This window comes from Rivularia sp. PCC 7116, assembly GCF_000316665.1.
Classification (GTDB): Bacteria; Cyanobacteriota; Cyanobacteriia; order Cyanobacteriales; family Nostocaceae; genus Rivularia.
The window spans coordinates 2,966,462-2,982,754 of the sequence record NC_019678.1; the positions used below are offsets into that span (position 1 = coordinate 2,966,462).

Annotated in this window: 13 protein-coding genes and 1 tRNA gene; 2 read left to right on the plus strand and 12 right to left on the minus strand. The window is 37.7% G+C overall.

Going from position 1 to position 16,293, the window contains the following annotated elements; genetic code table 11:
- Nucleotides 1–30: 30 nt before the first annotated feature.
- Entirely contained in the window at nt 31–1,638 is a 1,608-nt protein-coding gene (dndC, locus tag RIV7116_RS11575) for a DNA phosphorothioation system sulfurtransferase DndC (RefSeq protein WP_015118484.1), read from the minus strand.
- 212 nt (nt 1,639–1,850) lie between these two features.
- On the opposite strand from dndC, the gene RIV7116_RS11580 reads away from it, so the two are divergent.
- Nucleotides 1,851–3,428: a DGQHR domain-containing protein gene (locus RIV7116_RS11580; protein WP_015118485.1), complete on the plus strand. Its 1,578-nt coding sequence runs from the start codon at nt 1,851–1,853 to the stop codon at nt 3,426–3,428.
- 244 nt (nt 3,429–3,672) lie between these two features.
- On the opposite strand, the gene RIV7116_RS11590 is transcribed toward RIV7116_RS11580, so the two are convergent.
- The 7 genes from RIV7116_RS11590 to argF all read right to left on the minus strand — a co-directional run bounded on the left by RIV7116_RS11590 (nt 3,673) and on the right by argF (nt 11,185).
- Entirely contained in the window at nt 3,673–4,188 is a 516-nt protein-coding gene (locus tag RIV7116_RS11590; RefSeq protein ID WP_157229277.1) for a YfbM family protein, read from the minus strand.
- Between the two features lie 269 nt (nt 4,189–4,457).
- Nucleotides 4,458–4,931 carry a DNA phosphorothioation-associated protein 4 gene (locus tag RIV7116_RS11595; protein WP_044291751.1) on the minus strand — a complete coding sequence of 158 codons (474 nt, stop codon included), beginning with the start codon at nt 4,929–4,931 and terminating at the stop codon, nt 4,458–4,460.
- Nucleotides 4,932–5,037: 106 nt separating this feature from the next.
- Nucleotides 5,038–7,104: an AAA family ATPase gene (locus tag RIV7116_RS11600; protein ID WP_015118489.1), complete on the minus strand. Its 2,067-nt coding sequence runs from the start codon at nt 7,102–7,104 to the stop codon at nt 5,038–5,040.
- Complete coding sequence (locus RIV7116_RS36415; RefSeq protein ID WP_015118490.1) at nt 7,101–7,274, minus strand: hypothetical protein; 174 nt, start codon at nt 7,272–7,274, stop codon at nt 7,101–7,103. The genes RIV7116_RS11600 and RIV7116_RS36415 overlap by 4 nt, the downstream gene beginning before the upstream one ends.
- Before the next feature lie 530 nt (nt 7,275–7,804).
- On the minus strand, nt 7,805–9,304 hold the full coding sequence (locus RIV7116_RS11605) for a DNA phosphorothioation system restriction enzyme (RefSeq protein WP_015118491.1): 1,500 nt from the start codon (nt 9,302–9,304) through the stop codon (nt 7,805–7,807).
- A gap of 162 nt (nt 9,305–9,466) precedes the next feature.
- Complete coding sequence (gene lexA / locus RIV7116_RS11610) at nt 9,467–10,075, minus strand: transcriptional repressor LexA (protein WP_015118492.1); 609 nt, start codon at nt 10,073–10,075, stop codon at nt 9,467–9,469.
- 183 nt (nt 10,076–10,258) lie between these two features.
- Entirely contained in the window at nt 10,259–11,185 is a 927-nt protein-coding gene (argF, locus tag RIV7116_RS11615; RefSeq protein WP_015118493.1) for an ornithine carbamoyltransferase, read from the minus strand.
- 361 nt (nt 11,186–11,546) lie between these two features.
- Between argF and RIV7116_RS11620 the strand changes: the two genes are divergently transcribed.
- A tRNA-Thr gene (locus RIV7116_RS11620) sits at nt 11,547–11,618 on the plus strand.
- Between the two features lie 155 nt (nt 11,619–11,773).
- Here RIV7116_RS11620 and RIV7116_RS11625 read toward each other — a convergent pair.
- The 4 genes from RIV7116_RS11625 to RIV7116_RS36420 form a co-directional block, all read right to left on the minus strand.
- Nucleotides 11,774–12,154: a GxxExxY protein gene (locus RIV7116_RS11625; RefSeq protein WP_015118494.1), complete on the minus strand. Its 381-nt coding sequence runs from the start codon at nt 12,152–12,154 to the stop codon at nt 11,774–11,776.
- 166 nt (nt 12,155–12,320) lie between these two features.
- Complete coding sequence (locus RIV7116_RS11630) at nt 12,321–12,683, minus strand: cupin domain-containing protein (protein ID WP_015118495.1); 363 nt, start codon at nt 12,681–12,683, stop codon at nt 12,321–12,323.
- Nucleotides 12,684–12,855: 172 nt separating this feature from the next.
- The gene (locus RIV7116_RS11635; protein ID WP_015118496.1) at nt 12,856–15,729 is read right to left on the minus strand and encodes a glycerol-3-phosphate acyltransferase; all 2,874 of its coding nucleotides are present in this window, start codon (nt 15,727–15,729) and stop codon (nt 12,856–12,858) included.
- A 282-nt stretch (nt 15,730–16,011) separates the two neighbouring features.
- Nucleotides 16,012–16,152 (minus strand): hypothetical protein, encoded by a 141-nt coding sequence (locus tag RIV7116_RS36420; RefSeq protein ID WP_015118497.1) that lies wholly within the window; start codon nt 16,150–16,152, stop codon nt 16,012–16,014.
- Nucleotides 16,153–16,293: the final 141 nt, after the last annotated feature.

Here is a 16,293-nt window from a genome sequence, read left to right on the forward strand (position 1 = left end):
CTAACTTGCTACTTGCTACTCCTAACTATCTCACTTCTTTTTCTTAAATTTCTTATCTGCCCAACTTTTGGTTTTTTCTATTTCTTCTCTTTCTTCTGTTTCTTGATTTGATTTAACATCGCCCAAGGTTAACTGCTTAACTTTATCAATATCTCCTTTACCGGCAGCATCTTTTAAATCGCGCTTGAAGTGAGCATTATCAATTGCTTCTTTTTGACTGCGCGAACTTGTTTCAAAACATTTTTCTAAGGCATCATATATGCCGACACGGCGAGATTTCTTACGATACTGACGTTCTGTATCTAACAACTTTGCCATTAATTCTAAATGCATCGCGTCATTATCGCAGATTTCTTCTAATACAGCCCATTCGTCGCTGCCTAACAAGCTATAACCCGCTCCTGGGCGAGAGTCTACAAACGATTCACCAGTCACTTCTTGATAAATTCTAGGTAAGCTATCGTCAAATTCATGTTTCTCTTCTAACCAAATACGTCTAATTTCACTTAATTCATCCGGAGTTATTAAAGTAATATTCCGCATATCTTCCGGTGCAGTTTGACGAGCTTGAGTTTGTGCCTTGAGTACTCTTGTTAACCAATGTTCGCGCCAATATTTTGTGTAGGGACCTGGAACTGGTTGCACTGATGTATGACCATCTTTATTACGCTCAAATAACTGTACGTTTCCCCAAATTCGGCGGAAATCACGCTTGTCGTGGTCGTCTTGTATGTCTAGCTCGTTACGAATATCTAAAAGCGGCTGCATCCATTCTTTTTCTTCATCATTTTGAATCATTGCCTCCATTGATTTATCTTTAGTTACCATAGTGCAAACCCAACAGCCGAAACGCGAATCGCCGCAACTAGGAGTAGAAGTATCCACCACTAAAGGACATTCATTATCTGCCGTCGCACCACGGTACATAGAAAATAAATCTTTATTATTACCCCCCCAAGGGTTTTCGCACTGATTAAGATAAATCCACACATCATTATTGCTCCAATCTTCGATAGGGGTGTAAATCAAAGAATTGGGTAAGCTCGCATTCGGACTTAAACGCTCGCGTACTCTACCTGCTTGATGCTTCTGCATTGTAGCAGCCCGTCTGGAACTTTCGGCTTTACGAGTACCTAAAACTAGGATTGTTTCGCCGTTAGCTCTAACCATTTCCCGAATAAACTGATTCGCTGGATTGATTTTTAAACGCGGCGTACACCAGCGAAATTGATTGCGGGGAGCCGGATAGCCCCTACCGATTAAATTTACCCAAAATGTATCTTGAATTACCGGTAACAATAAATGAGGTTCAACCGGCATTTTCTTTTCTTTGGCAGCAGATGAAAGTAACTGCATCGAATTACGAACCCATGCTGTAACTATCGGATTTTCTACCAGGGTATCCGTGGTAATTACGTGAATTGTCTTCTTGCGCTGCTTCGCCGGTAAAGACGCGATCGCATTCCAAACAAGCTGCAAAACCGTGCTAGAGTCTTTACCCCAAGATACGCCAATAATCCAAGGTATTTCGTCTAGTAAATATAGTTCCTGGATTTCTTTGGTAATCTCTGGGATTTTATCAATTACCGTAACGGGTGCTGACTGGCTTTTTTTTTCTGATGGTTGGGCAAGAGTCATTCGATTATAGATTTAAGTTAAGATTTATAATTTCGGTTTAGCCGCGATAATTAATTACTAGATATATAAACGCAAAATAGCAGAGCAAAACTAGTATTACATATTTTTGTACCAACTAAGGTTTTTAAAAACTTTTTTTGTAATATTTTGTTTTGATAACGTTTTTATATATAGTATTTGGATGTCAGTATTTAATTTTTTAAAGAATTATTATGAGAAAAAGTGCATCTACCTCAGCAGCGGTTATTCCCAACCAAGATAAGAAAAGATTTTCTGATTTACTAAGCAAGTTTGTTAAGGAAAATCAACAGTTATTAGTCCAAAAAACTGAAATGGGCGGTACTCAAGCTTATGTGGGTTCAGTCACTTTAGAATGGTTTGCATCTCAAGTTCGTTTTGCATCTTTTTTACCATTATTGCGAAGTAAGTACAATCCCGATACTGATAATATCGAAATTGACGCACAAAGTATAGATGATATACAGCAACGCCCTTTAGATTGGTCGCGTCAGGCACCTTTAGTTCAGTATTTAGCTGCGAGAAAAAACCATAAATTTCCTCCCGTATTAGCTGTAATTAGTCAGCCTTGGGTTGATAATGCCGAAGCACCGGAATGGGATAGTAAAGGACGAGCAAAAAAATCTACTACTGAATTTACGAATTTCGATGATGAAGGTAAATTTGGTTTGCTGGATATATCACAAGAGAATGTAACTATTTATGCATTAGATGGTCAGCATAGATTGATGGCGGTACAGGGTTTAATGGAGATACTAGAAACTGGCAAACTACCGCGCTATAAAAAGGATAAAGCCGCTTCTAGCAATTTTATCACCATTAACGATCTAACAGAAAAGTATCGAGTTGAAGCTGAATATTTACAACAATTACCCCAGGAAAAAATCGGTATTGAGTTTATTTGTGCGGTAGCTCAAGGAGAAACTCGCGAACAAGCAAGACGCAGGGTAAGGTCAATTTTCGTACATGTCAATTTAATGGCTGTACCGTTGAGTAAAGGACAATTAGCGCAGTTAAATGAAGACGATGGCTTTTCTATTGTTGCCAGAAAAATAGCCGTTAGCCATCCACTTTTAGAACAGCGTCAGGATCGGAAATCTCGCGTAAATTGGAATAGTGCTACAGTTGCAGCTAAATCTACAGTTTTGACAACTTTGCAGGCATTAAAAGAGATGTCAGAACGTTATTTAGAACACAAGTATCCTCACTGGAAACCTTTAGATAAAGGGTTAATTCCCATGCGCCCCGAAGATGAGGAATTAGAAGAGGCTATGGACGATTTTGATGAATTATTTGATAATTTAGCAAATTTACCAAGCTATAAAGTGTTGGAATACGAAGACACCCCAATGTTTAGAAGATTTAGTTTTGAAAAAGATGGGGGAGAAGGCAATATTTTATTTCGTCCCGTCGGACAAATGGCATTAGCAAAAGCTTTAGGTATCTTAATCTTTGAGAAGGGTTTTTCTATAGAAGAAATTTTTGAAAAGTTACGAAAGTTTGATAGTAAAGGCGGATTTAGTGGAATGGAATTTCCCAAATCTCTTTGGTATGGGGTTTTATATGATGCGAGTCGCAAACGGGTATTAGTTGCCGGTAAAGAATTAGCAACTCGGTTAATAGTTTATATTTTGGGTGGAACAAAAGACAGAATGGAAAAAGCGGAATTGAGAAAAGATTTAGCGAAGGCAAGAACTTTTGAAGATAATACCGTGGATTTCAAAGGTAAATTTGTAGAGCCGAAGAAGGTGGGGTTGCCGGGGGTTTTGTGAGGGGGATTTGTTTATTTACGAATCGCCCTCACCCTCGAAGGGTGGGGCTACAGAAACAAAGTCCACCTGCGTGGGCTCGGAACTAATGATAGATAACTTAAGTAGGTTGGCTAAAATAAACCGAACTATGTAACGAAATGTAAAAGCATCGAAACCCTTGCGATGATCCGCAGCTTCGCTGAATGCTTCATTCCGCTTCGCTCCATTCGCAATGACATAGTTATAAATTTTCTCACCCACCTACTTACCATATGTAAAATAAAACGACTTCTCTATGCTTTGCAGCTTCTTGAAAGAATTTAACTAGCATTAGAAAAGTATCAGTTAAGAATTCTAGTTCCTCTTCACCACCACGTTCCCATAAAATCGCCGGATAAATATTAGCTTCAACGAGTTCTGAAGGTTTAAACCTAGCTTGAAATTCAGCTTTAGATATTTTACTGATTGCTTCTGCTACTTCTTTTACTTCTGATGGATTTAGAAACCTTGCTGGTCCAAAATCAAAATCTGGATTTTCTACATCACCTAATGGAGTACCACCCATTACTATATTTTCTAAAGGTGGTTGATCGTCAGCTATTGTACCAGTTAATAAAAAATGGATAGCGTGCCATGTTTTTCCTATACAAAGGTAGCTACCATTTAATTCAGATATTTGGTCTGCTTGATAACTAGGAAATAGAAAATCGGTAATAAGTTCTCGATGGTTTTGTAATTCGGTAAGTTGTTTTTGAGAAATACGTCTGTAATTCCCGGTCATACCCATGATACTTTCTAATTATTAGGATTATTGTCAAACACGCCTTTCAATAAAAAACTATTTCTATAATAATTTTCTAATAACTCAGATTATTTTCAAATCTGCCAGGGAATGCAATTCCCTGTCTCATAGCGAAAGTCGTCTCAAGACGACTATGTAATTTATATGATTCTTTCAATCTACTAAAATAGAATAATTTAGCCCACTAAGGTGGGCTTCGTAATTCTAGCCCCACCCTTCGAGGGTGAGGGCGTATTGAAAACCTATAATCAAGACAAAAACTTACTCAAATCAAATTCTTCTTCCTGCTTCTCTTCCTTAAACCTTTCCGCGCTCAACATTAATAAAAGCCTTTCCGAATAATCTACCGCACCTCGCAATTCGGTTTGCAGTATTTCTAAACCACCATTTGTATATTCTTCAAAAATATTATTGCGTTGAGTTTGAGATTCTTCCTGAGTTACCGAAAGCACTTTGATATCTTTCGTTTCGGTAATACCGATTAATTTAATTACCCAGTCGTAACCCATTGAAGCAAAAGTTTCTACTTTTATCGGTGAAGGTTCTCTTTTAGAAATTTCTCCTAAAGGCACGCGGCGATTGTGCTTTTTACCCAAAGTAGCCGCAAAAACTACTACATCAGCAAAAGTTTGAAAAGGTCCCGTTGCACCATTCCAAGATGTTAAACTTTGTACTAATTCCGCCTTATCTTTTGCAACCCTAATTCTTCCAGTTTCAGCCATTTTAGTTGTGAGTTGATAGTTGTTAGTTGTTAGTTGATAGTTGATAGTAGCAACATAATCAGTGAAATCAGTGAAATCCATTTAATCCGTGATAGTTGATAAATGTTTATTCCCTCTCAACTTCAACAATTTCACTATATTCAAACTCATTCGGGCTTTGCTTTACTAAAGGATATCTTTCCCCGCTTAATTCAATAAAATCTTGTTCGCAATCGGGTTTGGAAGAATAATAAGTTAATACGTATTCCCTACCAACTCTATGTGACATTTCGTCTTCTACTTCACCCCTCCATTGAGTTTTAGTTACCAAAACGATTAATTGATTGGCTAATTCGGGAATAATTTTTGCTATATGCTTTCGGTAAATTTCATCTAAACTACCGAAGGGTGAATCCATAACAATAGGAAACGTGCTGCTATCCGCTACCATCAGCATTTTCTTTTGACTCCAATCCCTAACCCTATCAATAATGCTGCTGATAAACGATAAGCTAAGAATTTGATTTTCTCCAGTAGATGCTGCAACTGGCATTGCTAAACCAGAAGTATTTTCGATTAACGTAAGTTCGTATTTTTCGCTAATTGTAGGAATGTAAGGTGTAAAGGATATTTCGCTAAATATTTCTTGAACTCTTTTTTCTAACTGCAAGCGGAATTGCTTTTCTTGCAATACTTTAACTTGAGTTAATCTATCGATAGCGTCTTGTGTGGCGCTGATGCGACGCTGGGCTAATATTTGTTTTTCTTCGTTTAACTTTTGTCTAGATATTTGTTTGTTTAAACTTTCCAACTCAGATTTTAGGTTAACTATTTTTTGCTGATTGGCACCTTGTTCTAAAGTCAACTCAGTAATTTTTTCTTCGATTTTATCTAAACGCTTTTGTAAACTTCTAATTTCTTCGCTTGGATCTTTTCTTAATCGTTCTTCAATATTATCTAATTCTGCTTCGATTTCAGCTATAACTTGTCTTAGTTGAGCAATTCTGGCTTGTTCTTTATCAATTGTTTCCCAAAATAACCCTGTTTGCTTATCCATTTCATCAACTTGAGCGCTGATTCTAATTGCTGTTTCTTCAACTTCGGAGGAACCAGCTTTCTCTAACCAGGTTTCAACATTTACACGAGCATGATTTTCTTCAAATAAACTGGTACCGCAAATACAGCTACTCGAATCTAATAATCCTTGAATAAATTCTCGGGAGATGCCAGCGGTTAACTTGCCTTTTTGTTTCAAATTCTCAACTAATTCTCGAAATTCTATTGCTGTTTCTGACAGTAAAACTGTATAACCGCCAGTAGAGATAGCTTTTTTTACGGTTTCTCTAGTGTGTCGTAAATTATCTTGATGGGAAGCCTTCTGTTTTTCTAATTCCTGCCTTCTTTCCTGCAATTCTTTGGCTGCATTCAGTTCCCGCAGACGCTTGCTCGTTTCTTTTTTAAAAGTATTTTGATATTCTAATTCTTTAACAATTTCTCGCTGTCGCTTGTTAATTGATTCAATTTCAAGCTCAATTTTACCCTGCTGCTTCAATAATTTTTTAATTTCAGAATCACCAATGATTCTCAACTCGTTTTCTAAACTCTTCTTGGCTTCTTGTAAATGTCGAATCGAACGATTTATTACCTCTACACCTAAAAATATTTTAGTAGCTTCCGCGATTTCTGCTTTCTTATCGGAACGAACTATTTCCTCAATCCTTTCACCATCAAAAAAGAAATATTGGTGTAGGCTAGCAGGTAAAATTTGACCGATAATTTCTTCTGGCATCTGCGGCGGCAGGTACCATCTGCCATCATCTCCCGCTACCTGCATATATAATTCTGTTTTACCAACATCAATTCCATTATCGTGTTTATAAACTCGACATTGACGTTTTACACGGTAACGTTTTGCGTCGTGTTCCCATGCTAACTCTACCCAACATTCTATACTCTGACCAATTTTTGCTTCGGCGATCGCTCGTTTATTTACAAGTTGATCGATTGAGGCAAAAGCGGCACTAAATTTTTCATACAGCAGCCACGTAAATGCATTCAACAAACTAGTTTTACCGGCACCATTATTGCCGTAAATAATAGTAGTATTGTTTGAGTGCGAACCTGCAATCTGAATTTCGCAAGTTTTACCGTAAAAAGAGCGAAAATTACAAAGCTTGATAGAAGTCAGCTTCATTTTACAGCTTCCTTAACGATTGCTAAAATATCTTCGTTAATATGACCAAAACTTTTTTTATCGAGTCTGCTTTTTTCTAAATGCCATACTCTTTCGATAATTTGTCTGACTTCTGGAGAAGCATTAGTTATTGGTTCTTGTACTTCATCTATATTATGCTGTTTTTTCATAGGGGTTTTTCTATAGCAATTTAAGCTATATTTTACCCGTCTACCCTATAGTCTGTTATCCGTAAACTCACTGTAACGATATTTGCTTTAATTATCGTTTTAAGGCTGATTATTAATAGCCAACTGTTTTATAAATGTATTATTTTAAACTGCAAATCGCCTTTAAAAAACAGTTTTTATGTATAATAAAGTGCAAATTAATGTAAATTATTTTTTATTGTTTATCTGAAAAATATTTTATTTACGAAGCGCTTTTCTGATATTATTTTTATAGAAAGTATCGTTAAATAATGGGAATATTAGCAGCAATAAAATTTTTGAAAATATCCCCATTATAAAAATATCTGTTTATATGTTTTATTCTCTCACATTGCGGTCATTTTCATTTAATTTTTGAATTTATTCTTCAACGTAAAGGAGCGCAAAGGTAAAGCAGAGTTTCGCAAAGTTTCGCAAAGTTTTTTTGAGAAAATCTAAAAATTGTATTAAACAATGCCCAATGCCCCATGTCCAATTCCCTTCGCTTTAAATTAAACATCCATCAACCCATATCGCTTTTGTAAATCGAGTAATTTCATCCTCGCTTCACCAGCATTGTCAGCTAAATCGGCAAACTCAACAAACCGACGCAATTCTTTTTTCAACAAATTACGTTCAACTTCTAAAGTCTTCCTATCTAAATTCGGAGGTAATACAATCATGTCAAAAATATTAGCGCGTTCCTTACCCGGATGAGGACGTAAAACCCTTCCCCTCCGCTGGATAAATTGACGGGGATTGCTCGAACTTGCTAAAATCACGGCTGTTTTAATAGCAGGAATATCAACTCCTTCATCCAAACAGCGAATTGCCACTAAGCCTTGCAATTCTCCGCTTTCAAATTGATTTCTTAAATCTTCTCTTTCTGATAAAGAAGTTTCTGCGGTATAGGTGCTAACTCTATAACCTAAATCAACTCCCAAAATACGAGTTACTTCCTTTAATTGACGTAAATTAGCACGTCCGTGGGCTTCTTGTGAACCATCGCTGCAATAAAATAACGTGTGAGTAGTTTCGTGACGACTTAACATCAATTCACGTAGAGCATTTAATTTATTTTCCGCCGCACTTACTAACCTCGCACGCTGAATTAATAAAGATTTGATGTCTTCATTATCTTCAATATTAATTAAATCGCCACTTTCTCGCTGCTTATATTGTAAAACCCGCCCAATTTTATGCGTTAATTTTGAATAAGCAAGACTTTCCGATTCCGTTAATTCTATCAGTACCGGATAATAAAGATAGCGTACCAAAGCACCTTGACTAATAGCATCTCTCAAAGTAAATTCTGGTTGCAAAACTGCACCAAAATAATTAAATACAGATTGAGTTCCTACCTCATCAAAATATCTTTCCGGTGTGGCAGATAATCCCAATCTTAATCCAATATTGTGGGGTAAACTTTCCTCTAGCTTTGGCGAGCCCAAATTATGAGCTTCATCACCAATAATCAAAGTCTTCTGAGGAAAATATTTTAATTGAGATTGGAAACCATCGCTTATCAAAGTTGAATTAGTAGTAATAACCGTGATAAACGGTTGAAAACCAGAACGTATATTATAAAGCTGTGTAGAAAGTTGTGTTTGCCAATTACGGACATTTTCAAAAGCTAAAATCGGCTCTAACCCAAACTTTTCGCATTCCCGCGCCCACTGCGTCACCAGATGACGGTAAGGACAAACCACCAGCAATACTTGCAAATTAATTTGACTGTATAATTCCCAAGTAATTGCCAGTGCCGTGATAGTCTTACCGCTCCCAGTCGCCATTTTCAAAGTACCCCTACCATTATTCGCAAACCAATTATTTACAGCTTGCTTTTGGTAGTTTCGCAATTGCAGAGATGGCGGAATTTTCGGGCATCCTGGTAATAGCTGTTTTGCTTGATAGGTGCCTTTCTTTTCTCCTGCCCGATAAGGAATTTTGAGACGAAAATTAGTTAAAGTATTTGGTACTTTTAACTGAGATTTCTTTTGTGTGAGATACATAAAATGGCAGCAACCCCGGTAATGATGACTAGTGACTCGTAATTAAAGCGATGGGGGAAGAGGGGAGACAAGGAAACAAGGGACTTAAGGGAAATGAAGAATTTTAACTTTCAACCTTTAACCTTTAACCTTTAACCTTTAACCTGTTCCCCATTCCCTTTCTCAGTTATAATTGCGCCAAACAGCAACCAACGAACCTTGCACCTGTACTTGCCCTGCATCAACCTCAATTGGTTGATATTTCGGGTTTGCGGGTTCAAGGGTAATTCTTTCGGAACTTGTACGATAAAAGCGCTTTAATGTGGTACCGTGTCCATCTACCATTGCAGCAACAATAGTACCGTCTTTAAGCATATCTGGTTCCTGTACCGGGCGCAGAAATACCATGTCTCCATCGACTATGGAATCCTCAATCATGCTGTCACCAGTTACCCGCAAAGCATAAGTTTGGAATGGTAACTTTATCTCTTTAAAATCTAAATGCTCGACAGCATCGGTAAAGGGTTCAATTAAACCACCAGCAGCTATGGTTCCCAAAATAGGTACTCCGGGATCTTCCGGATGCAAAACTCTAATAGTCCTTGCTTTACCTTCGCTCCATTCAATATATCCTTTGTTACGTAAATGCTCCAAACGACTTTGAATAGGCGCTGGTGACTTCAAATTCATCGCTTGCATCATCTGACGAATTGAAGGCGAATGTTGACGCATTCGGATATATTCCGTCAGCCAATCGTAAAGTTCTCTTTGTGCTTCTGTCAGTTTTTCCATAAATTTATAGAGAAGTAAAATACAAATGTCCCTAGAACATTAGTACTACAAAAAACCTCATAACTGCAAAGTTTTTTGGCTTTTATATTGCAATTGTTAAAATAAATTTTGAAACGGGGGTTAAAACCGGAGAGATTTTGGATTGTAACTAAGGGGAAATCCAAAATCAGTGTTGAGTAAAATTTAAACTTGTTCGGCTTCTAAAATACTGGCAAGTAAAGCCTTTTGTGCGTGGAGTCGATTTTCTGCTTGGTTCCAAACTCGCGAATTTTCACCCTCAATAACACCATCTGTTATTTCTTCATCGCGATGCGCTGGTAAACAGTGCAGAACAATCGCATTCTGTTGAGCAAAACTCAACAATTCCTGATTAATTTGGTAAGGTTTGAAGATTGGCATTCTGTCGTCTGCTTCTTCTTCTTGCCCCATACTTGCCCATACATCAGTATAAAGTATATTAGCATTCTTTGCAGCTATTTTTGGGTCTTTAGTAATAACAACTTCAGTTTTTCCATTTGAAATTGCTCGTGCTTGTTCTACGACATCTGCATTTGGTTCGTATCCGCTAGGAGTCGCAATTCTGACGTTTATTCCTACTAAAGCACACCCCAACATCAAGGAATTTGCAACATTATTGCCGTCACCGACATAAGTCAAAGTTAAACCCTTTAAAGTTTGAAATTCTTCTTGAATAGTCATTAAATCCGCTAAAATTTGACAGGGATGCTCCAAATCTGTCAGCGCATTAATCACCGGTATTTGGGCATAATTTGCAAATGTTTGTAATTCTTGCTGTTCAAAGGTACGAATTGCCAATATATCAAGATATCTATCTAAAACTCTCGCTGTATCTTGAATTGGTTCGCCACGACTAACTTGAGTAACGTTAGGATTGAGGTCAATAACCTGTCCGCCTAATTGATACATTGCAACCGTAAAACTGACTCGGGTTCTTGTAGAAGCTTTAGAAAATAAAAGTCCTAATACTTTATTGCATCGTAATTTCAATTGCTTCGTTTTCAACTGAGTTGCCATTTGTAAAAGTTCTTCGACCTCTACCTGACTCAAATCTGCTATGCTCAATAAATCTCGTTGGCTTAACGCTGTCATATTGTTTTAATTACTTCTAAGGACAATTATTTACTTTACTGTATCTATTTAGATATGCATCAAAACAGAGTCTGAAAGCTTTCAGTTTCTTGTTTAAAATGCCCGAAATTTAAGATAACTTCTAAAGGTAGTAATGAAATTTTAATTTTTTTAATATTTGCTATTCTATTTTGTTATTACAATAACTTTGCTTTTGCGCTTGGGTAAATCATTCTCTAGGCAGATAAAAATAATCGTTTATTAATTTATGTATTTTGACCAAATATTTTGAACGGCTTAGAAGCTTGTCGCCAATTAGAATTGAGATTGGCTCTTTACAATTTTTTGAAATCTGGTACAATAACAACTTAGTATGACTTTTGCCAGCATGGCTCAGTGGTAGAGCAACGCACTTGTAATGCGTAGGTCGTCGGTTCAAATCCGACTGCTGGCTTTTTCGGTTTAATTTGAAATTTTTTGCTTTGCACTTATTTTATAGTGGCAAAATATTTTTAGTTAGCTTCAAAAACTCTTATATTAGTTATTGTCTATAACTTTTACCTTACAATTATCTTAGATTGCCGATACTGTTTGTTGACTCATATGGTTTTATCTAATAAGCCGTTTAAAAGTTAGACTTTTGCTACCAAAGTTTATCAGTAATCCCACTTCTAATTTATAGACTTTTAAATAATTAAGAGCCTGGGCTAAGTGAGCATTATCAAGTTGGATGACAGCCTTTAGCTCCACAAGGATTTTATCTTCGACTACAAAATCGGCTCTTCGGGTACCAATAGGTTCGGGAAGGTTTTTGTAGTAAATTTTTTGTTCGATTTCACGAGCGAATTTTAGCTTTGCTTGATGCAGTTCGTAAGCTAAAGCTCGCTGATATATTACTTCTTGGAAGCCGTTACCTAAAAATTTATGAACTTCAAACGATGCTCCGATTATTTTTTGAGTAATATCGGCATATTTTAATTTACTCATCATGGAACACGGATTAAACGGATTAACGGATTAATGGGATTACATGATTACATAGATGTTTGATTAGTGTCATCCTATAACGCGGAACACCGATTAAATGGATTATGTGATTACATAGACGTTTTGAAATCTACAGATGATTTATTTCTGTTTTCTAATCCGTACCATCCTATAATCCGTCTAATCCGCCTTCCTTCTCCACTCGCAAACCAAAATAAGTTAGTACCAATTTATCAGTACCATTATTCACAACTTCATGAACTTCCCCCGCTTCCACCGCGACACAACTACCAGGAAGTAAAGAATATTCCTTATCATCAACAATAATCAAACCCGAACCCGATTCCACAAAAAACACCTCACACATATCTTGATGCGCGTGGGCTGCCGCAGATTGCCCTGGAGCAAAACGTGCTTGAGAGAAATTAGTTAGGTGAGGTAAATCCCCAAATCGCAACATCACCTTTTTCTTAATTTCAGGATTATGAGAAACAGCTTCTTGCGGTAAATTGTTTAACGAAGTAAATTTCATGAAATTATTAATGAGTTAATGGGCATTGGGCATTGGTAATTGAGAATTGGGTAATTGGTAACTGGTAATGGGTAATTGGTAATTTCTAACTTGCTACTTGCTACTTGCTGCTCATAACTGCTCACTGTTAACTGTTAACTGTTTTCCCTATTCCCCTTCTACCCCCTCTCTCTCAATCTGGTCTTAAATCGTTCGATATTTCAATAATTCCCTTTGAACCATCAATCCGTACTCGCTGCCCATCTTGTAATAACCAAGTTGCATTATGTACATCCATTACTGCGGGAATCCCGTATTCTCGCGCAATAATTGCACCGTGAGAAAGTTTTCCACCGGCTTCGGCTATTAGTCCGCCAGCCCTTGCTAATAAAGCTACCCAGCCAGAATCTGTATAAGGAACTACTAGTATTGTCTGCTTATCGATATCTGGAACAGCCTGTAAATTCCGTAACACCTTGACTTTGCCTTCAACTTGACCGTGACTGGCAGGAATTCCAGTCAACATTCCGTCAGGAACCAGAGAAGGGCGAGAAAAGAAGATAGATAAAGGAGGTGCATTACCGTAAACTAACAACGGTACGGGATTGAGTTGACCATCTTCTACAAGCTGGTTTCTGCGAATGTTTATTAATTCTCTTATGCGACTTAACAATTGATAATCGGAATCCCTAATGATTCGCCGTATTTCCTCAATCTCTAAGAAAAATATATCTCCTGGCTCCCCAAGTAAGCCATTTTTCAGCCAGTTTCGTTCTAACGCTATAAAACTCCACCTTAACTGCGCTAATAATCGAGAATAAACTTCTGTAACTCGTCCTTTTAAATCTACGCGACTTTGTACAACTCCTCCCCGCTTACGTTTGTTTTGTGGGGGTTGATTTCCTTGCATCAACTGGATAAATAACAATTTTACGGCTTCGGGTTCTTCTCTCCAGGTAGGAACAGCAATATCTGTTCCGACATCACTCAAATAACCATAACGGTTAAGCAAGGTTTCAAAACTTTCGAGGATTTTTTGTCCTGGTGTGGAAACTGCTAAATCCTCAAACAGCGTTTCTGGATCGAATTCGGGTAGTATCAATTTTGCTGCTGCGGCTAATTCCCCGAGTTCTCGTAAAGCTGCTACTTCAGGAGCCGCACTGTTATCAATATCGCTATCTTTCTTAGGCTTAAAAATTCCTTGTCTAATGGCAGCACTCAAGGGAGCCATAATGCTATAATAAGTAGCGCTATTGAGCAGTTCTAAAATGAATTCAATTCTTTCTAATAGCTGAGTTTGGTCGAGTTCGAGTAATGCTTTTTGTGATAATTCAGATAGCCCCGGTTGAAACCGCTTGCGGAAATCTCGCTTAAAATCTCTTTCTAAACTTATTTCTTTTGTAAGCAACCGCAGCAATCCCGGAGCATTTGACAAAGTAGAACTTAGAGGTGGTTTGCTCATTTTTGCACCTCTAGTCAAGAATTCCAAACTTTCGGGGGGTAAACCCATACGTAGGAAAATCTTTCCTAGAAGACTGGCGTTAAAATAAGCTCTAGAAAAGTGCAGCGTTGCGGTTTCGTTGAAATCCAAGCCTATAGCTCGTTCGCCCAATACTACTGCAAAAATTCCTCCCCAAGAGCCGCAAGTTAAGGGACGATTAATTGACCAAGTTAAGGGATGAATAATGCCCGGAATTACTTCAGCAGCAATTTTGCGCGTCCAAATTGGTAATAAAGTAGTGATAGGACGAACTTGTAATATCCACAAAGTTTGACCATCATAGCTCCATTCAATATCTTGAGGAATACCGTGATAATGTTGTTCGATTTGACGGGCTAAATAAGCTACCTGTTTGATTAAAACAGCCGGTATTTGTCCTTCACCTTCGAGATGTACCGAAGATAAATTTTCTGTTTTCACCACAAAAGCCCGATATTGTTCCGGCGTGTATCTCCCAGAAACTACCTGAGCTGCACTACCAGCAGTTGCTTCAATCACTACAGCATCGTTTTCTTGAGTAATTGGATCGCGACTAAAAGCAACTCCAGAAAATACGCCTTGGACTTGTTGTTGAATCAACACTGCCATTGCAGTTTCTTTTAAATTGCGATCGCGACGATATTGAACTGCTGCTGGATGCTCGTAAGAGGCACGAACTGTACTAATAGCTTGTTGTAAACCTTCTTTTGTCGTCACGTTCAAAACAGTTTCGTACTGCCCTGCTGCGGAGGCTTCTTCTGTATCTTCTCCCAAAGCAGAAGAACGTACTGCCAAAGGAGATAAATCTGACGGCTGTAAAAAATCTATCAGCGCTTGTGGTTCATCCATAGGAGTCAATACCCAACCTTTAGGAACTGGATAACCAGCACGCTTCATTTCTGAGGATCTAGCTGCTTTATTGCCTACGATTGCAGCATCTAATTCATTATCTAAGGAAAGTATTTTTTGGTCGCCGCGTAACAGTTGAAACATTGCTTGGGACTCTGGCTTCGATTCGGACGCTTTTAAATTTAAGTCATCTGGAATCTGTTGATAAATCCAGGCTAATAAACCAGCTAATACAACCGCCGCCAAAATATGGGGTATATTGTCGAAATGCAGTACCGCTACAATCAGGGGAAATAAAATTAATACCCCATACTTTGCTAATTCCCTAGAACGCAATAGCAAAAAGCTGATACTACTTACTAAAAATACAAACGCCGCCGCCATTGGATCGTGTACCGCAAATCCCCAGACAACATTTGTAGTACCCGCGCCCTTCCCCATCCAAAATCTACCTATTACCAAGGCGATTAAAGCAATCAATTCCCAATAGGAACCACTTTCAAAAAAAGCACGTGCGATTAAAACTGCAATGACTCCCTTAAGAGCTTCCGACAAAACAGCCAGAACACCTACCAAAGTTCCACCGTGGTAGAAAGCAGCACTTACTCCAATATTACCAGTTCCTATTTGAGCTAATCGTCGCTTAGCTAAAGCATTAGTAATCCAGGAAATTACTGGTAATCCACCTAAAAGGGGACAGAAAATAAAAATAAATAAAGCACCCCAGAGTTCAAGCATATGAATGATTTTTGATTTCTCTTTAATCTAAAATCCAAAGTAAAGACTTTAATGAGGTTAATAACAGAAAATAATAATGGTCTAAGGGGTGAAGTTAGTTAAATCATCGCCCCTTAGAATCCAACGTAACTCGTCTAATTAGCTGTCAGCAAAAACAAGAATTCATAATTGTGATAGTGTCCCGCTCAAGATTTCTTTACAAGTAGAAACGTAAAGAAAAGTCTACAGGCTTAACACATTCGTAATACATTTCGCGCCCTAATTTCTGGAGTAGCTAGTTTTCTAGTTTACCGCGTAAGCGACCTGTAGTGCCCAAAATATAAGTAATGCAATGGAACCCAAAACCAGAACGGTAGAAATAGTTACAGCTTTAGGAGTATCCGCACCCTTAAACTTCATGATTCCACGATTTAAATCGGACATAAAAAATAATCCTCCCTTATCAATTTTGACGAATTATCCGCCTTGATTTTAGTCCGTTACCTCCTATATAAGCAGATATAAGCAAAACATTTCGATAACAATTTTCTTAAGAAAAGTAAACGAAGAATGATAATGGGGAAT